Below are 21,093 nucleotides of genomic sequence, written 5' to 3'. Positions count from 1 at the left end.
TAAGACGGTAATTCGCCATTTGGATTGTCCGCTCCACCCAACATGTTGTTTCCTTAAGGTTCTCACACCAGAAAGGACATCAACATGCTGAGCAGAGAGGACTTTTACATGATAAAGCAAATGCGCCAGCAGGGCGCGTACATCGTCGATATTGCGACTCAGATTGGTTGCTCTGAACGGACGGTCAGACGCTACCTCAAATACCCTGAACCGCCAGCCAGAAAGACCCGCCACAAAATGGTTAAGCTGAAACCGTTTATGGATTACATCGACATGCGCCTGGCAGAGAATGTCTGGAATAGCGAGGTTATCTTCGCGGAGATTAAGGCAATGTGTTATACGGGCGGACGTTCCATGCTGCGTTACTACATCCAGCCCAAACGTAAAATGCGTCCGTCAAAAAGAACAGTTCGCTTCGAAACTCAGCCTGGATACCAGCTCCAGCATGACTGGGGCGAAGTTGAGGTGGAGGTTGCCGGGCAACGGTGCAAAGTTAACTTTGCGGTTAATACGCTGGGGTTCTCCCGCAGCTTCCATGTCTTCGCCGCACCAAAACAGGATGCTGAGCATACCTACGAATCACTGGTTCGCGCCTTCCGCTACTTCGGTGGTTGTGTGAAAACGGTGCTGGTTGATAACCAGAAGGCTGCGGTGCTGAAGAATAACAACGGGAAAGTCGTGTTCAACTCCGGATTCCTGTTGCTGGCTGACCACTATAACTTCCTGCCACGGGCATGCCGTCCACGCAGGGCCAGAACAAAAGGTAAGGTTGAGCGGATGGTGAAATACCTCAAGGAGAACTTCTTCGTCCGGTACCGCAGGTTCGACAGCTTCACTCATGTCAATCAACAACTGGAGCAATGGATAGCCGATGTGGCTGACAAACGGGAGCTTCGCCAGTTCAAAGAAACGCCGGAACAGCGCTTCGCGCTGGAGCAGGAACATCTGCAGCCGTTACCGGATACAGACTTCGATACCAGTTACTTCGATATCCGCCATGTGTCCTGGGACAGCTATATCGAGGTTGGTGGTAATCGTTACAGCGTTCCCGAAGCGCTGTGTGGTCAGCCGGTATCGATACGAATATCGCTGGATGACGAGTTGCGGATCTACAGTAATGAGAAACTGGTGGCCTCACATCGCCTCTGTTCAGCATCGTCTGGCTGGCAGACAGTGCCGGAGCATCACGCCCCGCTCTGGCAGCAGGTCAGTCAGGTGGAACATCGACCACTGAGTGCCTATGAGGAGCTGTTGTGATGCATGAACTGGAAGTCCTGCTGAGTCGCCTGAAAATGGAGCATCTGAGTTATCACGTTGAAAGCCTGCTGGAACAGGCAGCTAAAAAAGAGCTGAACTACCGGGAGTTCCTGTGCATGGCGCTACAGCAGGAATGGAACGGCAGGCATCAGCGCGGTATGGAGTCCAGGCTGAAGCAGGCTCGTCTGCCGTGGGTCAAAACGCTGGAGCAGTTCGACTTTACCTTCCAGCCGGGCATCGACCGTAAGGTTGTCCGGGAACTGGCTGGTCTGGCGTTCGTGGAGCGCAGCGAAAACGTGATCCTGCTGGGCCCTCCTGGTGTCGGAAAAACTCATCTGGCCATAGCTCTTGGCGTGAAAGCGGTGGATGCGGGACATCGGGTACTGTTTATGCCACTGGACAGACTGATCGCGACACTGATGAAAGCGAAACAGGAAAACCGGCTGGAGCGTCAGCTACAGCAACTGAGTTATGCCCGGGTGTTGATCCTGGATGAAATAGGCTATCTGCCGATGAACAGAGAGGAAGCCAGTCTGTTCTTCCGGCTACTGAACCGTCGATATGAAAAAGCGAGCATCATACTGACGTCAAACAAAGGGTTCGCAGACTGGGGAGAAATGTTCGGAGATCACGTACTGGCAACAGCGATCCTGGATCGGCTGCTACATCACTCAACCACGCTGAATATCAAAGGAGAGAGTTACCGGTTAAAAGAGAAACGTAAAGCTGGAGTGCTGACCAAAAACACAACGCCAATCAGTGATGATGAAATGGTGGAAAGCGGACAGCATCAGTAACGAAAGTATTTAGCGGGCATGAAAATGGCAAATAACGGTCAAACATCGTGGCGTTGACACAAGCAACAGCGCATTCTGGCGCATGATCCGGTAAACACGTTTGGCATTGATCGCAGGCATACCATCAAGTTCTGCCTGTCTGCGAAGCAGCGCCCATACCCGACGATAACCATACGTGGGCAGCTCTCCGATAACATGGTGTATACGGAGAAGCACATCCGTATCATCAGTGTGACGACTGTGGCGGCCATCCATCCAGTCATCGGTTCGTCTGAGAATGACGTGCAACTGCGCACGCGACACCCGGAGACAACGGCTGACTAAGCTTACTCCCCATCCCCGGGCAATAAGGGCGCGTGCGCTATCCACTTTTTTGCCCGTCCATATTCAACGGCTTCTTTGAGGAGTTCATTTTCCATCGTTTTCTTGCCGAGCAGGCGCTGGAGTTCTTTAATCTGCTTCATGGCGGCAGCAAGTTCAGAGGCAGGAACAACCTGTTCTCCGGCGGCCACAGCAGTAAGACTTCCTTCCTGGTATTGCTTACGCCAGAGAAATAACTGGCTGGCTGCTACACCATGTTGCCGGGCAACGAGGGAGACCGTCATCCCCGGTTCAAAGCTCTGCTGAACAATTGCGATCTTTTCCTGTGTGGTACGCCGTCTGCGTTTCTCCGGTCCTAAGACATCAATCATCTGCTCTCCAATGACTAGTCTAAAAACTAGTATTAAGACTATCACTTAAATAAGTGATACTGGTTGTCTGGAGATTCAGGGGCCAGTCTAGCGCCATAAACCTGTAGCACTCCATTATTGAGCGTAGTCTGGTTTACCGCGCCACCCATTTGAACAATTTGATAACCATCATTTAATACTGAGTATTCTGCAGTGCCATTCATTTCAATGTACTGATACCCGCCGTTAATTTCAGTATTACTACTTACACCAAATTCTTTTATATGCTGTTCTCCGCCAGGATTGATTTTCGTATTATTGGCGGTCCCATAAACCAGCTGGATATCTTTTTCCAGGCCAACACCATCAACTGTCTCACCATACTCAACTGTTGATGCCAATGCTATGGGTGAATATAACGCTGTAGCCACCAGAACAGATATTGCGGAACGACAAAGAGAAACAGAACCAGATTGATGCATTGAGCTTTCATCCTATGAAATTAATTGCTGTTAAAAGCATTGGGTACAGAAAATACCCATAGCTCCATACCCGGAGTCAGTTTTTAAAAACTGTTTAAAGAAATGCACAAGTATTGTGATTGATTTTTTAGTTGTTTTTCTTGATGAGAAGCTGATGCAAAATTCCGTCTTTATAATGAAAATGATGCCAAAGCGAACGGCAAGGTTGTAGTTTTCACTACATGTCCATACATAAAATGGGGTAACATTCACGCGCCTGGTAGCGTTACCAACGCTACGCTCAAACATAATGATTCTAATAAAACCTCAGGAGACTACTATGCCTGAAGCAACGCCTTTTCAGGTGATGATTGTGGATGATCATCCACTTATGCGACGCGGTGTTCGTCAGTTACTGGAGCTTGATCCTGGCTTTGAAGTGGTCGCCGAAGCGGGCGACGGCGCGAGCGCGATCGATCTGGCGAATAGACTGGATATCGACGTGATCTTGCTGGATCTCAATATGAAAGGTATGAGTGGCCTGGATACCCTCAATGCCTTGCGCAGGGATGGCGTTACCGCGCAAATTATTATCCTGACCGTATCCGATGCCTCCAGCGATGTCTTTGCGCTGATAGACGCAGGCGCAGACGGTTATCTGCTGAAAGACAGCGACCCGGAAGTGTTGCTGGAAGCGATTCGTGCCGGAGCGAAAGGCAGCAAAGTCTTTAGCGAACGCGTCAATCAGTACTTACGTGAACGTGAAATGTTTGGCGCGGAAGAAGATCCCTTCAGCGTGCTGACGGAGCGCGAGCTGGATGTTCTGCACGAGCTGGCACAGGGGCTGTCAAATAAACAGATTGCCTCTGTGTTGAATATTTCCGAGCAGACAGTAAAAGTTCATATTCGAAATCTGCTGCGTAAACTCAATGTCCGCTCACGCGTGGCGGCCACCATTCTGTTCCTGCAACAACGCGGGGCACAATAAAAATAGCCCGATGGCATCACCATCGGGCCTCTTTTTATTTACTCTCCTGCGGCGACAAATGTTGCATCGCCTGCGCGATACTACGTTCAATCACCGCACGGCGAGTATCGTTGGCAGGTAAGAGTTTCAACATCATCTCCCACGCGGCAACGGCTTCGCCAAATCGCTGCTGCTCAAAGGCATTAAACGCATACATGCTTAGCACACGGATATTGCTATGGTCCGTTCTCACCAGCTGACGTAGCAGTTCGCCGCCGAGGCGGTTGTCGTTGGGATCAGATGAACGTGTCAACGCTTCAGCATAACCCAGTGCGGCATCACTGTTTTTCGGATCGAGGCGATACGCAGTAGCGTATGCATCGGTGGCGATACTGGCGTTACCCAGCGCCATGCCAACGCGGCCCAACATAATCCAGCCGTCTATATCTCCCGGATTTTTTTGCAGTTGAGTACGCATCCCCAGCGCAAGGCGCGACATCTCTTCTTCGTTGAGCGGATCAGCTTTCGGATCCAGCGCCCTGTCCAGCAACGCCGGAGCCTGTGCCGTGGCCTGCTGCCAGATTTTCACCTGTTGATAATTTCCGGTCTGGTAGTAGCTGACGCCAGCCACAATTAACGCCACCACAATGCCCGGCAAATAAGCGACATATCCGGCACGCTTACCTTCCGGCACGCTTTGTTCAGGAAACGCTTCCGGCACCACGCGTACCCGACGCCGCGAGCGGGCGTATATGACCCAACCGCCAATGCCAATAGCTACTACTGGCAGCACCCACAGCAGCACGGTCAGCGGCGTTAACGGCGGATCGTAAGTGACGAAGTTGCCGTAACGCGCCACCATATAATCGACAATCTCTTTTTTACTTTTACCTTCCTGCATCAGTTCATACACTTTCTGGCGCAGGTCGGTGGCAATCATCGAGTTGGAATCGGCAATGCTGTTGTTCTGGCATTTCGGGCAGCGCAGTTCTTCAGTGAGCTGACGGAACTGTTGTTCCTGTGCTTCATCTTTAAACTGCAACACGTCGATGGTCGCCAGCGCTGAGCCGGAGATCATCAGCATCAGCATGCCCAATAAAAACCTCATTGTGCGGCCTCCTTACTGTATTTCTCCCACAGCGGCTTGATCTCTTCTTCCCAGACGCGAGGATTGAGATCGCCCGCATGGCGATAGCGAATGATGCCGTTGCCGTCAATAAGGAACGTTTCTGGCGCGCCATAGACACCGAGATCCAGCCCTAACATGCCATCGCCATCAAACAGGCTTAGCGCGTAAGGATTGCCCAGCTCTTTCAGCCAGCTGATTGCCTTCTGGCGATCGTCTTTATAGTTCATGCCGACTACGCGGATGCCCTGCGCAGAAAGCTGATTCAGATATTGATGTTCCGCACGGCAGGTCGGACACCAGGTCGCCCAGACGTTAAGCAGCACTGGTTTGCCCTGAGTCAGCACATCCGCCTGATAAAACTGCCCCGGATTGTCCAGTGATTCGAGGCGAAACTTCGGCACTGGCTTGCCAATGAGCGCCGATTCCAGATTGGTCGGATCATCCCCTTCGGCATTACGCGCCAGCTGCCACAGCAGCGCCGCGGCAATCGCCAGGAAGATAATCAACGGAATTAACAATACTTTGCGCTTCATACAGCCTCCGGCGCAGTTTTTTGCGGACTCACGCGCTTACGATAGCGAGGATCAAACAGACACAGCAGTCCGCCCAACGCCATCATCAGCCCGCCCGCCCAAATCCAGCGAACAAATGGTTTGTAGTAAAGACGCACAGCCCACGCGCCGTTTTCCAGCTCTTCACCGAGCGCGGCGTACAGGTCACGCGTGATGCCACCGTCAATCGCCGCTTCGGTCATCATCGACCCGGCAGTGTTGTAATAACGTTTTTCCGCATACAGCACTGTTTCCGGTTTACCCTCTCGCGTTACGCCGATAGTCGCCACACCGCCACGCCAGTTCGGGCCAGTCACCTCTTTGACATCACGGAAGGTGAAGCGATATTCATGAATATCGACGCTATCGCCGGACTTCATGCGCACATCACGCTCAACGCTATAGTTCTGGCTAAAAGCAATGCCAACAATTGTCACTGCCAGCCCCAGGTGAGCAGCCACCATCCCCCAATAACTGAAGGTGGTTTTCGTGCCGCGTGAAATACGCAGCGCAGCTTCCGCAATTGCCAGCACCGCAATCCAGCAGGCCATTGCCAGGCCGAGCACCGTCATCGCCACAACTTTGCTCTCAAACAGCCACGGCAACAGCAGAGACAGCACCAGCGTTGAGATGAAGGCGATAATCAATAAATTGCGGATTTTACGTGGGCGATCGCGCCCCCAGCGCACCAGAGGACCGACACCCAGCAGTAGCGCAAACGGCACCATCAGCCAGGTAAACATGGTGTTGAAGAACGGTTCGCCAATCGAAATACTGCCCAGTCCCAGTTGCTTGTGCACCAGCGGCAGCAGCGTCCCCAGCAACACCACCAGCATCGCGGCGACCAGCAAAACGTTGTTCGCTAACAGCAGAGATTCCCGCGACCACAGCGCATTGTTTACGCGTGAGCGAACTTTGTGTCCACGCGCGGCAAACAGCAGCAGCGAACCTCCAATCACCAGCACCATAAAGGCGAGGATAAACATACCGCGCGCCGGATCAGACGCAAACGCGTGTACCGATACCAGCACGCCGGAACGCACGAGGAAAGTCCCCAACAGACACAACGAGAAGGCACTGATTGCCAGCAGTAATGTCCACGCTTTGAAGCTGGCGCGTTGTTCAGTGACCGCCAGTGAGTGCATCAGCGCAGTCCCCACCAGCCACGGCATAAACGAGGCGTTTTCTACCGGATCCCAGAACCACCAGCCCCCCCAGCCGAGTTCGTAATAGGCCCATGCGGAACCGAGCACAATGCCGAGCGTCAGGAAAATCCACGCCGCCAGCGTCCACGGGCGAGTAAAACGCGCATAAGTGCTGTCCAGACGCCCGCTCAGCAAAGAAGCAATGGCAAAAGCAAACGCCACCGAGAAACCCACGTACCCCATATAAAGCAGAGGCGGATGGAAGATCAGCCCCGGGTCCTGTAACAGCGGGTTAAGATCGCGCCCTTCAATCGGGAAGTTCGGCAGCGTGCGTGAGAATGGGTTAGAGGTAAAGAGAATGAACAGCAAAAAGCCGACGCTGACCATCCCCATTATCGCCAGTACGCGGGCCACAATATCCAGCGGAATACGCTGACTAAAAATCGCCACCGCAAAGGTCCAGCCGCTCATCAGCAGCACCCACAGCAGTAGCGAGCCTTCATGCGCGCCCCAGGTAGCCGCCACGCGATACCACACCGGAAGCTGGGTATTGGAGTAGCTGGCAACATAGGTGACGGTAAAGTCGTTGACCACGAAAGCATTGACCAGCACCAGAAATGCGCCAGCCACAGACATAAACAGCAGCCAGGCAAACAAGCGGGAAGACGCGATCATGCGCGCATCTCCGCGCGCCACGCCCCATAGCGGATACACGGACAGCAGCAGCGCAATCCCTAACGCCAGACACAGCAGCCCGTTTCCAATTTCCGGCATCATGATGCTGGGTCCTTATAAACACTCGCCGGGCGACGGTGGTTAGCTTCCATCGCTTTCTCAACTTCTGGCGGCGTGTAGTTTTCGTCGTGTTTCGCCAGCACTTCTTTCGCGAGGATATGATTGCCTTTTTCCAGCTCGCCCTGCACCACAACGCCCTGCCCTTCACGGAACAGATCCGGCAAAATGCCTTCGTAAGAGACATCCACTGAGCCTTCAGCATCGTAAATAGTGAAGGTCACTTTCAGCGAATTGGGATCGCGCTGCACACTACCCAGCATCACCATCCCGCCAACGCGCAGACGCTGACCGACTTCCGGCATTTGCTGAGTTTCACGCTTGCCGTAGAGAATTTCCCCCGGCGTATAAAAGAGATCGATATTCGAGCGCAGCGCATATAGCACCAGACCGATAGTCAGCGCCAGCCCTGCCAACACGGCACAGGCAATCCACAAGCGGTTTTTACGGCGAATATTCATGCAGCCTCCTGCTGTTGCGCAGCACGTAAACGCGCCTCACGCGCCCGCTGTTGCGCCACACCACGCAGAATTGCGCGATGTTGCATCACCGAGTGCACGACCAAAACCACCAGCGGAATAACGGTCATCACCACCGCCAGCCAGACAAAAAAGGCGTAACCGCCCATTGCGAAAAATTCATTCCAGGAAGCAAATGCAGGGGTCATTTACGGCCTCTTTTCAGTATCAGTTCACTCACCCACGGACGGCGTTTTTCCATCAGCAAAATCAAATTACGCATCCGCATCAGCGTCAGCGTGGCAGACAGGAGCAGGAAGCCAAAAATCGACCAGCGCAGCGGCGAACGCATCGCCGGATCGATACTTTGCTGCATCCGCGTTGATCCCTGATGCAGGGTGTTCCACCACTCCACGGAGTAATGAATAATCGGCAGATTCACCACGCCAATCAGCACCAGGATACCTGCCGCACGGCCCGCCAGACGGCGGTCGTCGAAGGCGTGCCACAGGGCAATCACACCCACATACAAAAACAGCAGCACCAGTTCAGAAGTCAGACGTGCATCCCATACCCACCAGGTGCCCCACATCGGTTTTCCCCATGCAGAGCCGGTAACCAGGGCAATAAAGGTAAACACGGCACCAATGGGGGCCATCGCCGCCACCGCCAGGTTGGCCATTTTCATCTGCCAGACAAGGCCAATAAACGCTGCCACTGCCATTGATGCATAAATGCCCATCGACCAGATCGCCGCAGGCACATGCAGGTAGATAATGCGGTAGCTATTTCCCTGCTGATAATCAGCCGGAGCAAAGCCGAATCCCCAGATCCAGCCGACGGTAAGCACGACCACACTGGCAATTGCCAGCCACGGTATAAACCAGCCACAGATTTGATACAGCCGTGGTGGGATCGCCAGTTGATGCAGTGTTTTCCACATAGTTTCGATACCAGACTCGAACAAAAATCAGTAATCCAGCGTTATTGAATGCTGATTCGTAACGCTGCCGCCGTCGCAAAAGGACTTAATGTCGCGGTGCCTGCCAGCAACGCGCCTAAAATTGCCAGATACCCGTCAACGGGCAAATGCATGGAAGCCGCGTCCATCGCGGCGGTGGCAAAGATGAGTAATGGGATAGTCAGCGGTAACACCAGTATGCTGAGCAGCACACCACCGCGCTTAAGTCCCACTGTCAACGCCACACCCGGTGCACCGAGAAAGCCAAGCGTAGGCGTTCCCAGCAGCAGCGTCAGCGCCATCACTTGCCAGCCATAAACATCCATTCCCAGTAGCATTGCTACCAGTGGCGAAAGGATGAGTAACGGCAGACCGGTTACCATCCAGTGCGCCATCACCTTCGCCAGCACAACGGCGGGCAAGGGTAACGGCAACAACATCAATTGTTCAAGACTGCCGTCCTGCAAATCGTCACGGAACAGTCGTTCCAGCGCCAGCAAGGATGAAAGCAGCGCAGCAACCCAGATAATGCCCGGTGCAATACGCGCCAGCAGTTGCGGCTCCGGACCGATACTGAGCGGAAAAAGGGTAATTACAATCAGGAAGAACCACAGCGGGTTGGCGATTTCGGCGCTATGGCGAAACGCTACACGCAGCTCAAGACGGAAAATGCGCCAGAACATCATGCGGCCCTCGTTTGCGTCAGTGAAATGCGGCGAATTTTACTTTCAGCAACGTTGAGCGGCTGGTGGGTAGTCAGAATCACAATCCCCCCCTGCTCCGTATGCTGCGCCATACGCTGGGTCAGACGATCGACGCCGTTAACGTCAATCGCGGTAAAAGGCTCGTCGAGGATCCATAACGTGGCACGGGTCAGCCACAGACGCGCTAAAGCGACGCGGCGTTGTTGCCCGGCAGAAAGTTGATTTACCGGAATATCGTCGAATCCGGCAAGCCCGGCCTGCGCCAGGGCTTCCAGACATTGTGCGGTATCGCCATCGCGATGATAAAAGTGCAGATTTTCTAACGCCGTCAGCCGGGTTTTGATCCCCGGCTGATGGCCTATCCATAACAGGTTTTGATGGTAGCTGTCGCGTACCTGATGCAAGGGCTGCCCTTGCCAGAGAACCTCGCCTGCGTCAGGGCGAGACAACCCCGTCAGCAAACGGAGAAGCGTTGTCTTCCCCGCGCCGTTGCTACCGGTGATTTGTACCCACTCTCCTGCGTTCAGCGTAAATGACAAGCCACTAAATAAGGTTCGTTCATCCCGCTCACAAAGTAACTCTCTGGCTTCAAGCATACCCACGCAATAACCCTGTTAAAAACCTGGCTCGACTTCACGCATATCGGGCAGCTTGTGCGCTATCCCTTTATGGCAATCAATACAGGTTTGCCCATCTTTCACCGCCTGGTCATGCATCTTCGCGGCAACCGATTTCTGGGCGGTTGTATCCATATACTCGAAGTTGTGACAGTTACGGCACTCCTGCGAGTTATTGTCCTTCATGCGCCGCCACTCATTCTGTGCCATTGTCAGACGATGAGCTTCAAATTTCTGCGGCGTGTCAATAACGCCAAAAATTTTACCATACAGCTCTTTACTTGCTTTGAGCTTGCGTATCATCTTCGGCACAAACTCGTGCGGAACGTGACAATCCGGACAGGTCGCACGGACGCCGCTACGGTTGTTGTAGTGCACGGAATCCATGTATTCCTGATACACCGTGTTACGCATTTCGTGGCAGCTAATGCAGAACTCTTCGGTATTGGCTTTTTCCATTCCGGTGTTAAAGCCGCCCCAGAAGACGATGCCGCCGACAAAACCGATCAACAGCAGCGTTCCCAGCGCCAGACGGCTGGGGGTACGCCACCATTTCCACAGGCGCTTAATCAGACCAGGCTTACGGTCAGAATTTCCCATAATAACCTCTTATTTCCCGTAACCTTTTGATGGGGTAAAGGTATTCCCCACGATTGGCGCGGTATCGGCCTGCGGTACGTGACATTGCAGACAGAAATAACGACGCGGAGCCACTTCCGCGCCCACTTTGCCGTCGCTGTCCATAAAGTGAGTAGGACTGATACGCGGCGCGCCAGTGGTGCGATAGCTTTCGACACCGTGGCACTGCAAGCAGCGGTTGGTATTGGTCGTTACCTGATAACCTTCAACGCTATGCGGGATCATTGGCGGCTGATTCACATAGTTCAGCGGCATCCGATCCTGCTCTTTTGGCATCCGAATGGCCCCTTCCTGCGTCCCGGATACTTCCGGCGACTGGCTAAAATCGACGCCATTAGCCGCCCAAACCGCGCCGCTTACCACCAGGGCCAGCATCGCCGTCCATTGACACAGCGCTTTCTTCAGGTCATGGCTTTTCATGATTTCGCTCCCGAACTCCATCGTGTAGTTATTGTAAATACATCCTCAGAACAGACATCCACGCAGCGACCGCACGTCATGCAATCGCGGCTGGTGACCTGCACCGGGCTTTGTTCATCCAGCACCGGGGCACGTAGCACATGCGGTTCCGGGCAAACATGAAAACAATCCATACAGCGGTTACATTTCTGCCGATCGCTGGCCGCAACGGTAATCACACCTTTGCTACCCAGCACGCCATACAGCGCGCCAACCGGACAAATGTGCCCGCACCAGCCGTGTTCAACGACCAGTAGATCAAATAAAAACAGCGCGAGAATAAGCAGCGCGCCGCTGCCGAAGCCCATTACCAGGCTACGCCCCATCAGGGAAACGGGGTTGATCCATTCCCAGATGAGCGTGCCGGTTAAGGCTGATCCCAGCAGAATGACCACCAACAGCACGTAGCGAATGTGGCGAGGGATCGTCGCAGACTGATTGAGGTCAAAGCGCCTGCGTAACCAGTTCGCTAAGTCGGTAATCGGGTTCAGCGGGCAGACCCAGCTGCAAAATAATCGCTTTCCTGCCAGGGCGTAGAGCACAGTGATTATCACCGCACCGGTCAACGCCACCGTGGCAGGCAGATGACCACTGGCAAGACTTTGCAGCGTCATCAGCGGATCGGTCAGCGGAACGGTGTCGAATAACAGGCTACAGCTGTAGTTGCCGTGTAAGATCCACACACCAAACCACGGACCGCTCAAAAACATCCCCAGCACGAAGAACTGACAAAGGCGACGTAACACCAGCCAACGGTGACTGCGCCACCAGCCTTTTTTCACCAGCGCCTCGCGCCCGGCGTCACGTTTACGATTTGCCATTGTTCCCCTCCAGCCAGCCGAAGCGGTAATGGTGACCTAACTCCCCTTTCGCCAGTGACAGCGGTAACACCTTGATTGCCGGTTGTTCCAGCACGCACACTTTTTCGCACTTACCGCAGCCGGTACAGGCGTCGCTGTGAACCGTCGGCAGAAAGCGGGCGTGCTTACCGGTACGCGTGTTGCGCTCCAGCTCCAGGGTGATGGCCTCATCAATTTTCGGGCATTCGCGATAACAAACATCGCAGCGCAGCCCCTGAAAGTTGAGACAGTTTTCCTGGTCCACCAGCACCGCCAGCCCCATCCGCGCGTCGTCGATCGATTCGATCTCACGATCCAGCGCACCACTCGGGCACACTTTGGCGCACGGAATGTCCTCACACATTTCGCAAGGAATATCCCGTGCGACAAAATATGGCGTGCCCGCCGACAGGCCAGAAGCCAGCGTCGCCAGTTTTAAGGTGTCGTAAGGGCAAGCCTGAACACACTGACCGCAACGCACACAGGCACTGGCAAAGGCGTTCTCGTTTATGGCTCCGGGCGGGCGCAACCGCACGCCAGATGCGCGTGCGGTTTGCTGTTGTAACCCCAGCGCCACACCCACGGCAGCCAGCCCGCCTGCTGTGCGAACAACATCGCGCAGAAAGCGGCGGCGACCATTTTGAGGTTTCGCTGACCGGGACATAATGGCTTACACCTTCTCCAGTTTGACTGCGCACTTCTTGAAGTCCGTCTCTTTCGAGAGCGGATCGGTCGCGTCCAGCGTTAGTTTGTTAACCAGCTGTGCGGCGTCGAAGAACGGCATGTACACCAGGCCCTGTGGCGGACGGTTACGACCGCGCGTTTCAACAATCGAGATCACTTCGCCACGGCGAGAAACCACTTTCACTTTGTCGCCACGGCGCAGATCGCGCGCTTTCGCATCCAGCGGGTGAATAAACAAGACCGCTTCCGGGAAGGCGCGGTGCAGTTCCGGCACACGGCGAGTCATACTGCCAGTGTGCCAGTGCTCCAGAACGCGTCCGGTAGAGAGCCACAGGTCGTACTCTTCATCCGGTGCTTCCGCCGCCGGTTCGAACGGCAGCGCGAAGATCACCGCTTTACCATCCGGTTTACCGTAGAACTTATAGCCTTCGCCCGCTTTCACGTACGGGTCGTTACCTTCGCTGTAACGCCACTGCGTTTCTTTACCGTTCACCACCGGCCAGCGCAGACCGCGCGCTTTGTGGTAGTCATCGAACGGCGCGAGATCGTGACCGTGACCGCGACCAAACCATGCGTACTCTTCGAACAGCCCTTTTTGCAGATAGAAGCCCAGCTCGCGGGATTCATCGTTCAGCTGATCTTCCGCCAGTTCGGATACCGGGAATTTGCTCACTTCCGGTGTGGCATAAAGCACTTCGTACAGCGTTTTGCCACGCAGTTCCGGTTTCTTCGCTAGCAGCTCTTCCGGCCACACTTCTTCAGTTTTGAAGCGGCGGGAGAACTGGACTAACTGCCAGAGATCCGATTTCGCTTCGCCCGGTGCCTGTACCTGCTGACGCCAGAACTGAGTACGGCGTTCGGCGTTACCGTAAGCACCCTCTTTCTCTACCCACATTGCGGTCGGCAGGATCAAGTCGGCGGCCAGCGCACTGACTGTCGGATACGGATCGGAGACGATGATGAAGTTGCGCGGATCGCGCCAGCCCGGCATACGCTCTTCATTGATGTTCGGCCCGGCCTGCATGTTGTTGGTACACATGGTCCAGTAAACATTCAGTTTGCCGTCTTTCAGCGCACGGTCTTGTGCCACCGCGTGCAGACCGATTTTCGCCGGAATGGTGCCGCTCGGGATATTCCACTTCTTCTCGCAGATATCACGGTGTTTCTCGTTGGTCACCACCATGTCCGCAGGCAGACGGTGAGCAAAGGTGCCCACTTCACGCGCAGTACCACACGCAGAAGGTTGCCCGGTCAGGGAGAACGGACCGCAACCCGGCTGGGAAATTTTGCCGGTCAGCAGGTGCAGGTTGTAGACCAGGTTGTTAGCCCACACGCCACGAGTATGCTGGTTGAAGCCCATCGTCCAGTAGGAGATGACTTTCTTGTTCGGATCGGCATACAGCTGCGCCAGTTGTTCTAACTGGTCTTTCGGCACGCCGGTCATTTCAGCGGTTTTTTCCAGCGTATACTCGGCAACGAAGGCTTTGTAATCTTCAAAGCTCATCGGTTCGGAGGCGTCAGAACCTGGATTCTTCGCTGCTTTTTCCAGCGGATGGGTCGGACGTAAACCGTAGCCGATGTCCGTCGCCCCTTTGCGCAGGTTAACGTGTTTGCTGAAGAAGTCCTGATTTATCGCATTGTTTTGAATGATATAGTTGGCGATGTAGTTCAGGATCACCAGGTCAGACTGTGGCGTAAAGATGATGCCGTTATCCGCCAGCTCGAAGCTACGATGCTGGTAGGTAGAAAGCACCGCCACGGTGACGTTCTGATTAGAGAGACGACGGTTAGTGATGCGCGACCAGAGGATCGGGTGCATCTCCGCCATGTTTGCGCCCCACAGCACAAACGCGTCAGCCTGCTCGATGTCGTCATAGCAGCCCATCGGCTCATCCATACCAAAGGTACGCATAAAGCCAACTACTGCCGACGCCATACAGTGACGCGCGTTCGGGTCGATGTTGTTCGAACGGAAGCCCGCTTTAAACAGCTTGGACGCGGCATAACCTTCCCAGATAGTCCACTGACCAGAACCGAACATACCGATCGATTCCGGCCCTTTTTCTTTCAGGGCGGTTTTGAATTTCTCTTCCATCACATCGAAGGCCTGATCCCAGGTGATTGGGGTAAATTCGCCTTCTTTGTCATATTTACCGTTTTTCATACGCAGCAGCGGCTGCGTCAAACGGTCTTTACCGTACATGATCTTGGGCAGGAAATAGCCCTTAATGCAGTTCAGGCCACGGTTAACCGGTGCGTCCGGGTCGCCCTGACAGGCCACCACACGCCCCTGCTGCGTTCCGACCAGAACGCCGCAACCAGTACCGCAGAAACGGCACGGCGCTTTATCCCATTTAATGGCTTCCTGCTGACCAACAACGGCGCGGGCAACGCCCGGCACGCTGAGACCGGCAGCCGCCGCAGCGGCCGCAACGGCGTTAGCTTTCATAAAGCTACGACGACTGAGTTTCATGGTGTTTCCTCACCTTGCTCTTCCTGCTGGTGATAAACCAGCGACACCGCCAGCACGCCCTCTACGTTGCGTACTGACTCAATGGTTTGGATCAGCGTTTCGCTGTCTTCTGCTTCCACCACCACAATCAACTGACCGCTCGGCGCGTCGCTGACAGCAACTTCACAGCCGGGAAAGGCGTTCAGTTGGGTGCTGATGTCTGAAATTCGTTCGCTTTTGGCCTGCACGACCAGGCTGCAAACTTGCCAGTTAGTGTGCATGGAGATACTCCGCAGTTATGGCTGATACCGGACAGCTGGCTGCACATGCTCCACATCCGTTGCAAAGTTGGCTATTAAGTTGCGGCTGGTAGATCCCGGAGAGCGTCGGGCGAAAGATAATTGCCATTGGCTCACAGCTATCCTGACAGCGGCGGCATTCAACTGACTGATACGCCAGGCACGCGTCCCCAATGGTGAACTGCAAATCCCAGGCCCTGGTGTGGCGCGGAGAAAATAGCGATTCGGGGCAAGCCTGCGCGCAGGCGTAACAGAAGCTGCACTCGTTATTTTTGAAATTAACGCTCGGATAGCCGCCCGCGCCGCGTTGCAGAATGTTGTTTTCACAAGCATTAATACAGGCGTCGCAACGGGTGCAATGGGTCAGAAAATGAGATTCATCACCGGACCAGGGCGGACGGATACCGTTACTGGCTTTGCGCCAGCGACCAGTGAGTATGCCCCGACGGGATGCATCAATCTTCACATTGACCTTCCATCATTAACGCGCTCTGAAAATTGAGAGCGACCAAATAAACCGCATAATTAATAAGCCATTTTTATAGCCGCTAAGATATTAAAGGATGTGTCAAAGATGCATACCCCGATCGGGGTAAAACCTGTAGCAGGATCAAAAGAGTGGCGGGAAGCGTGGCAAAAACGGGCTTTTGCTCACATTTCAAATGGTTATAAACATATTTATATAGCGATTAATTCACCAGAGATATTTCTGCTGGTTTGCTCCCTCATCAGAATTTAACACTAAAAGAGCAGGTAAAATTGTCTGAATGTTCTTTAAGTTATTCATAAAGCAAATTAATAAATCTGATGAATATGTTAACCTTCAGCGACATCATCGGTGAAAACCTATAAATGAAGAAGGAAAGCAAAAAAATGAAGACCATTCTACCTGCAGTATTGTTTGCCGCTTTCGCCACCACTTCCGCCTGGGCGGCAGAAAGCGTCCAGCCACTGGAAAAAATCGCGCCTTATCCACAAGCTGAAAAAGGGATGAAGCGTCAGGTGATTCAGTTAACCCCGCAAGAAGATGAATCTACCCTGAAAGTAGAACTGTTAACCGGTCAGACGCTGGAAGTCGATTGCAATTTGCATCGTCTCGGCGGGAAGCTGGAAAACAAAACGCTGGAAGGCTGGGGCTATGATTATTATGTCTTTGATAAAGTTAGCTCGCCGGTTTCCACGATGATGGCCTGCCCGGATGGCAAGAAAGAGAAGAAATTTGTCACCGCGTATCTGGGCGATGCTGGAATGCTGCGTTACAACAGCAAGCTGCCGATCGTGGTGTATACGCCAGACAATGTAGATGTGAAGTACCGCGTCTGGAAGGCGGAAGAGAAAATTGACAACGCGGTAGTTCGCTAAACTGCTGTGAAGTGCGTCACCCCGTAGGTCGGATAAGGCGGTCACGCCGCATCCGACATCTAACGCCCAAGCCGGTTGCCTGATGCGACGCTGGCGCGTCTTATCAGGCCTACACCGCTGTGAAGTGCTCCACCCCGTAGGTTGGATAAGGCGGTTACGCCGCATCCGACATCTAACGCCCGAGCCGGTTGCCTGATGCGACGCTGACGCGTCTTATCAGGCCTACACCGCTGTGAAGTGCTCCACCCCGTAGGTCGGATAAGGCGGTTACGCCACATCCGGCATACCATGCCGGATGTGGCACATCATTACAACGCAATATCCGCCACTTCTTTTTGAACGGGTTGCGGTTTCAACTGCGGTTTCGGCGTACTATCTGCTGCCTGCGGCTTGTCGTATTTCAGGCCCAGCACTTCGCTGGTGTACTGCAACTCGCGTTCTGTTGCCGCTACATCACCGTTCAGCTTGCGTCCATAAGATGGAACGATCGCTTTCAACGTAGCCTGCCATTGCGGGCTGGAAACGCGATCGCCAAATACTTTTTCCAGCAGATCCAACATAATCGGCGCAGCGGTTGACGCCCCTGGCGATGCCCCCAGCAGCGCGGCAATGGTCCCTTGCTGGTCACTGACCACTTCAGTACCCAGACGCAGTACACCACCTTTATCGGCATCACGCTTGATAATCTGCACACGCTGCCCCGCTTGCCACAAACGCCAGTCCTCTTTTTTCGCCTGCGGATAGTACTCTTTCAACGCTTCAAAACGATCCTCTTCACTCAACATCACCTGACTCACCAAGTATTTCACCAGATCGAAATTATCCAGCCCGACGTGCATCATCGGCATCACGTTAGAGGTGGTGGTGGAACTCATCAGATCCCACAATGAACCGTTTTTGAGGAATTTGGTTGAGAAGGTGGCAAATGGCCCAAACAGCACTACGCGTTTACCGTCCAGAACGCGGGTATCGATATGCGGAACCGACATCGGTGGTGCGCCAACGGATGCTTTACCGTAAACCTTCGCCAGATGGTGATTAACCACGTCCGGGTTTTCCGAAACAAGGAACTGTCCGCCCACCGGGAAACCGGCGTAGTCTTTCGCTTCCGGAATCCCCGATTCCTGTAACAGCTTCAGCGCCGCACCGCCCGCGCCGATAAAGACAAATTTGGCACGAATGTTCTGTGCAGTGCCATTTTTCAGATCGGCAACGGTAACGGTCCAGGTGTTATCGTCATTACGCTTTAGGGCGCGGACTTCGCTGCTGAGTTGCAGCGAGAAGTTAGATTTCTTCTGCAAGGAAGCAATTAACTGGCGGGTGATCTCGCCGTAGTTCACATCGGTACCAATTTCCGTACGCGTGGCTGCCACTTTCTGTTGCGGATCGCGCCCTTCCATCACTAACGGTGCCCACTCTTTGATCTGCGCGTGATCTTCAGAGTAACGCATACCGCGAAACAGCGAGCTTTGTTGCAACGCGGCGTAACGGGCGCGCAGGAAATTAACGTTATCCTCGCCCCAGACAAAGCTCATATGCGGAACGGTATTGATAAATGAACGCGGAGTACGCAGCACGCCGCGCTCGACCTGGTGCGCCCAGAACTGGCGGGAAATCTGAAATGCTTCGTTAATGGCGACTGCTTTTTCAATACTGATACTGCCATCGGCGTTTTGCGGGGTGTAGTTCAGTTCCATCAGTGCAGAATGCCCGGTTCCGGCGTTGTTCCAGCCGTTCGAACTCTCCTGCGCGACACCCTCCAGGCGCTCCACCATGGTCATCGACCATTCAGGCTCCAGCTCGCGTAAATAGGTCCCCAACGTGGCGCTCATAATGCCGCCGCCAATCAACAGTACATCAGTTTCCTGCTCCTCGGACGCTTTCGCTTTTGCCGCCATCGAAACGGCATTAAGCCCCACGGCCATCGAGAAGAGCATGGCAGTCACTTTTTTCATCTTGTTAATGCCTTACTTTTAGTCGCTTTATTGCAGGTGAGATTTGCGCGGCATCAACGGTAACACTAAAGTAACAACATTTAAATAATGTTTATAAATTATATTCTAATTTTAGAAACATTATAATTTCGTTGATTAATTATAGGGTTATTAGAAATGAAGGGATTTTTAGAATATTGACCTGGCGGCAGCAGTCCGCCAGGTCAGCGTCGTAATATTATGCCGTCCGGGCAACGGCATCACGCGAAGCGGCATCGCGCTCTTCGCCCGTCAGCTCGCTAAGTTGCCCATTGCGCATTTCCAGCAGGCGGTCGGCGTGGATAAAGTAATGATCATCATGACTGATGGCGAAAATAGTTTTACCCATCTCCTGCATCAGCGGCAGCAACACCTGATAAAACTCACGACGGAAGTGTGGATCCTGATCCGCCGCCCATTCATCCAGCAGGATAATATCGCGTTCTTCTGCCAGCGCCAGCAACAGCGCCACGCGTTTTTTCTGCCCTTTTGATAACTTCAGGTTAACAATACGCCCGTTGCTTAACTCAAGCTTATGAGCCATTTTCAGCTGCGCCAGCCACTTCTCAACCAGTTGCGGGTTAGCGGGTTGCCCCTCCGGCCCCAGCAGTTGATCAAACAGCCAGACATCGGTAAACACTGCCGAAAACAGTTTGCGATAATCTTCCGGTTGTTCGCCGCTGACAGGTTTGCCATCCAGCAAGATTTCGCCGCTTTGTGGCTGGTACAAGCCCGTCAGCAACATCGCCAGCGTCGATTTTCCACTACCGTTGCCACCAATCAGAAACAGCAGCTCGCCACGTTTAATGGTGAGGTTAATCGGCCCAACGGAAAACGCGTTATCCTGATAGCTAAACGTCACATTACGCAGCTCCAGCGTTTGCCAGTTGGGAAACGCCTGCGGGCGCGGAAACTCTGCTTTGAAAGGCGCGAGCGCGAATTTGTTCAGCTTGTTAAACGCCACCTGCGCCGTCAGCAGCGTCGGCAATGCGCCAACCGCCGAAAGCAGCGGCGTACGCAGGAATAACAGCGTCAACGAATAGGTCGCAGCAACGTTGGTATCAGCCCAACCGAGGCTGTTCGCCATCCAGAACACCAGGCCGATAGCGCCCAGCATCATGATGTTTGACCAGTTCACGGCACTAAGATGGAAGGTGTCTGCGCGGATAATATGATGGCGATACTCTTGCGCATCAGGAATGTAGAGGTTGTTAAACACATACTCGGCGCGTTCACGGTTCAGAGTCAGCTCTTTGCGCCCTTCGAGTACGGTTTGAAAATCCGTGTACAGCTTATCTTCGGTTTCACGCAGGGTCGCCATATGTTTGTACACCCGCGCCACCAGCACAAAACCGCCCCAGATGGTGACCGCCATCCAGATAGCCGTTACCAGCAACATTTTGCCCGACAGCATCCACAGATACGCCGCTGAACCGATAGTGAGAATGATCCCCTGCACCAGTTCCGGCAGACGCACAAAAGCAATGGTGATATTGCGCACATCGCTGGTTAATCCCGCCAGCAACGAGGCGCTACCGAGTTGTTCAATGCGCTCGACGTGGGTATCGAGAATCCGCTTGATAAATTCACTACGCAGTCGGTAAACGAAGTGATGCCCCAAAGTGGTGAGCGCCAGTTGCGATCCGAGAGTGATTGCCATCAACAGCAGCAATAATCCCAGAAACTCCGGCAACACCAGCAGACTGGTATCCGCCGTTTCGATAAGGCGCTGATTGATAAAAGCAATTAAGCCAATGCCTAAAGCCGCACTGGCGAGGCTTAGCGCCATCACACTGATAAATGGCCAGCGATACTGCCGCCAGACAAGTACAAGAAGTTCCATGCAGAAAACCCGGACAATGAATTACAGCCCGCA

22 protein-coding genes and 2 pseudogenes are annotated in these 21,093 nt (G+C 53.7%); 5 read left to right on the top strand and 19 right to left on the bottom strand.

Going from position 1 to position 21,093, the window contains the following annotated elements; translation table 11 throughout:
- Positions 1-84 precede the first annotated feature (84 nt).
- Both istA and istB read left to right on the top strand, forming a co-directional pair.
- Positions 85-1,257, top strand: coding sequence for an IS21-like element IS21 family transposase (gene istA / locus C1P89_RS02975; protein WP_000952362.1), 1,173 nt, complete (start codon positions 85-87; stop codon positions 1,255-1,257).
- Positions 1,257-2,054 (top strand): IS21-like element IS21 family helper ATPase IstB, encoded by a 798-nt coding sequence (istB, locus tag C1P89_RS02970; protein ID WP_000544828.1) that lies wholly within the window; start codon positions 1,257-1,259, stop codon positions 2,052-2,054. Before istA ends, istB begins: the two co-directional genes overlap by 1 nt.
- 48 nt (positions 2,055-2,102) lie before the next feature.
- Here istB and C1P89_RS02965 read toward each other — a convergent pair.
- Together C1P89_RS02965 and C1P89_RS02960 are read right to left on the bottom strand one after the other, a co-directional pair.
- Positions 2,103-2,746, bottom strand: a pseudogene (locus tag C1P89_RS02965) (transposase); the annotation flags it as partial.
- 77 nt (positions 2,747-2,823) lie between these two features.
- Positions 2,824-3,207, bottom strand: a pseudogene (locus tag C1P89_RS02960) (autotransporter outer membrane beta-barrel domain-containing protein); the annotation flags it as partial.
- A gap of 319 nt (positions 3,208-3,526) precedes the next feature.
- On the opposite strand from C1P89_RS02960, the gene narP reads away from it, so the two are divergent.
- A complete protein-coding gene (gene narP / locus C1P89_RS02955) occupies positions 3,527-4,174 on the top strand; it encodes a nitrate/nitrite response regulator protein NarP (protein WP_001113637.1) in 648 nt (215 codons plus the stop codon).
- Between the two features lie 34 nt (positions 4,175-4,208).
- Here the strand turns inward: narP and ccmH are convergent, their stop codons facing one another.
- From ccmH to napF, 15 genes are read right to left on the bottom strand one after another with little or no spacing between them, the layout of a single operon-like run.
- Positions 4,209-5,261, bottom strand: a complete 1,053-nt coding sequence (ccmH, locus tag C1P89_RS02950) for a cytochrome c-type biogenesis thiol:disulfide oxidoreductase CcmH (protein ID WP_001211546.1) — start codon at positions 5,259-5,261, stop codon at positions 4,209-4,211.
- Positions 5,258-5,815, bottom strand: coding sequence for a thiol:disulfide interchange protein DsbE (dsbE, locus tag C1P89_RS02945; protein WP_000824439.1), 558 nt, complete (start codon positions 5,813-5,815; stop codon positions 5,258-5,260). The genes ccmH and dsbE overlap by 4 nt, the downstream gene beginning before the upstream one ends.
- Positions 5,812-7,755 (bottom strand): cytochrome c-type biogenesis heme lyase CcmF, encoded by a 1,944-nt coding sequence (ccmF, locus tag C1P89_RS02940; RefSeq protein ID WP_000982410.1) that lies wholly within the window; start codon positions 7,753-7,755, stop codon positions 5,812-5,814. Before ccmF ends, dsbE begins: the two co-directional genes overlap by 4 nt.
- Entirely contained in the window at positions 7,752-8,231 is a 480-nt protein-coding gene (ccmE, locus tag C1P89_RS02935; protein ID WP_001026410.1) for a cytochrome c maturation protein CcmE, read from the bottom strand. The genes ccmF and ccmE overlap by 4 nt, the downstream gene beginning before the upstream one ends.
- A complete protein-coding gene (ccmD, locus tag C1P89_RS02930; protein ID WP_000186540.1) occupies positions 8,228-8,437 on the bottom strand; it encodes a heme exporter protein CcmD in 210 nt (69 codons plus the stop codon). The genes ccmE and ccmD overlap by 4 nt, the downstream gene beginning before the upstream one ends.
- A complete protein-coding gene (ccmC, locus tag C1P89_RS02925) occupies positions 8,434-9,171 on the bottom strand; it encodes a heme exporter protein CcmC (protein WP_001295447.1) in 738 nt (245 codons plus the stop codon). Before ccmC ends, ccmD begins: the two co-directional genes overlap by 4 nt.
- 41 nt (positions 9,172-9,212) lie before the next feature.
- A complete protein-coding gene (gene ccmB / locus C1P89_RS02920; RefSeq protein ID WP_000971730.1) occupies positions 9,213-9,875 on the bottom strand; it encodes a heme exporter protein CcmB in 663 nt (220 codons plus the stop codon).
- A complete protein-coding gene (gene ccmA, locus C1P89_RS02915; protein ID WP_000525582.1) occupies positions 9,872-10,495 on the bottom strand; it encodes a cytochrome c biogenesis heme-transporting ATPase CcmA in 624 nt (207 codons plus the stop codon). The genes ccmB and ccmA overlap by 4 nt, the downstream gene beginning before the upstream one ends.
- A gap of 12 nt (positions 10,496-10,507) precedes the next feature.
- Positions 10,508-11,110, bottom strand: a complete 603-nt coding sequence (gene napC / locus C1P89_RS02910; protein ID WP_000528376.1) for a cytochrome c-type protein NapC — start codon at positions 11,108-11,110, stop codon at positions 10,508-10,510.
- Positions 11,111-11,119: 9 nt separating this feature from the next.
- Positions 11,120-11,569 carry a nitrate reductase cytochrome c-type subunit gene (napB, locus tag C1P89_RS02905; RefSeq protein WP_000835174.1) on the bottom strand — a complete coding sequence of 150 codons (450 nt, stop codon included), beginning with the start codon at positions 11,567-11,569 and terminating at the stop codon, positions 11,120-11,122.
- Positions 11,566-12,429 carry a quinol dehydrogenase ferredoxin subunit NapH gene (gene napH / locus C1P89_RS02900; protein WP_000013521.1) on the bottom strand — a complete coding sequence of 288 codons (864 nt, stop codon included), beginning with the start codon at positions 12,427-12,429 and terminating at the stop codon, positions 11,566-11,568. The genes napB and napH overlap by 4 nt, the downstream gene beginning before the upstream one ends.
- Complete coding sequence (gene napG, locus C1P89_RS02895) at positions 12,416-13,111, bottom strand: ferredoxin-type protein NapG (protein WP_000091291.1); 696 nt, start codon at positions 13,109-13,111, stop codon at positions 12,416-12,418. The genes napH and napG overlap by 14 nt, the downstream gene beginning before the upstream one ends.
- 6 nt (positions 13,112-13,117) lie before the next feature.
- On the bottom strand, positions 13,118-15,604 hold the full coding sequence (gene napA / locus C1P89_RS02890) for a periplasmic nitrate reductase subunit alpha (protein ID WP_000778067.1): 2,487 nt from the start codon (positions 15,602-15,604) through the stop codon (positions 13,118-13,120).
- Positions 15,601-15,864: a chaperone NapD gene (gene napD, locus C1P89_RS02885; RefSeq protein ID WP_000557378.1), complete on the bottom strand. Its 264-nt coding sequence runs from the start codon at positions 15,862-15,864 to the stop codon at positions 15,601-15,603. Before napD ends, napA begins: the two co-directional genes overlap by 4 nt.
- Positions 15,854-16,348, bottom strand: a complete 495-nt coding sequence (napF, locus tag C1P89_RS02880) for a ferredoxin-type protein NapF (RefSeq protein WP_000686723.1) — start codon at positions 16,346-16,348, stop codon at positions 15,854-15,856. The genes napD and napF overlap by 11 nt, the downstream gene beginning before the upstream one ends.
- 108 nt (positions 16,349-16,456) lie before the next feature.
- Between napF and yojO the strand changes: the two genes are divergently transcribed.
- Together yojO and eco are read left to right on the top strand one after the other, a co-directional pair.
- Positions 16,457-16,621: a protein YojO gene (gene yojO / locus C1P89_RS25750; RefSeq protein ID WP_001296837.1), complete on the top strand. Its 165-nt coding sequence runs from the start codon at positions 16,457-16,459 to the stop codon at positions 16,619-16,621.
- Between the two features lie 113 nt (positions 16,622-16,734).
- The gene (gene eco / locus C1P89_RS02875; protein WP_000712254.1) at positions 16,735-17,244 is read left to right on the top strand and encodes a serine protease inhibitor ecotin; all 510 of its coding nucleotides are present in this window, start codon (positions 16,735-16,737) and stop codon (positions 17,242-17,244) included.
- A gap of 308 nt (positions 17,245-17,552) precedes the next feature.
- Here the strand turns inward: eco and mqo are convergent, their stop codons facing one another.
- Together mqo and yojI are read right to left on the bottom strand one after the other, a co-directional pair.
- Positions 17,553-19,199, bottom strand: a complete 1,647-nt coding sequence (gene mqo, locus C1P89_RS02870) for a malate dehydrogenase (quinone) (protein WP_000758063.1) — start codon at positions 19,197-19,199, stop codon at positions 17,553-17,555.
- 217 nt (positions 19,200-19,416) lie between these two features.
- A complete protein-coding gene (gene yojI / locus C1P89_RS02865; protein WP_000422167.1) occupies positions 19,417-21,060 on the bottom strand; it encodes a microcin J25 efflux ABC transporter YojI in 1,644 nt (547 codons plus the stop codon).
- Positions 21,061-21,093: the final 33 nt, after the last annotated feature.

This window comes from Shigella sonnei (assembly GCF_002950395.1).
Classification (GTDB): Bacteria; Pseudomonadota; Gammaproteobacteria; order Enterobacterales; family Enterobacteriaceae; genus ECMA0423.
The sequence above is the reverse complement of the archived record's forward strand: the minus strand, read 5'-3'. Positions and strand labels throughout refer to the sequence as shown.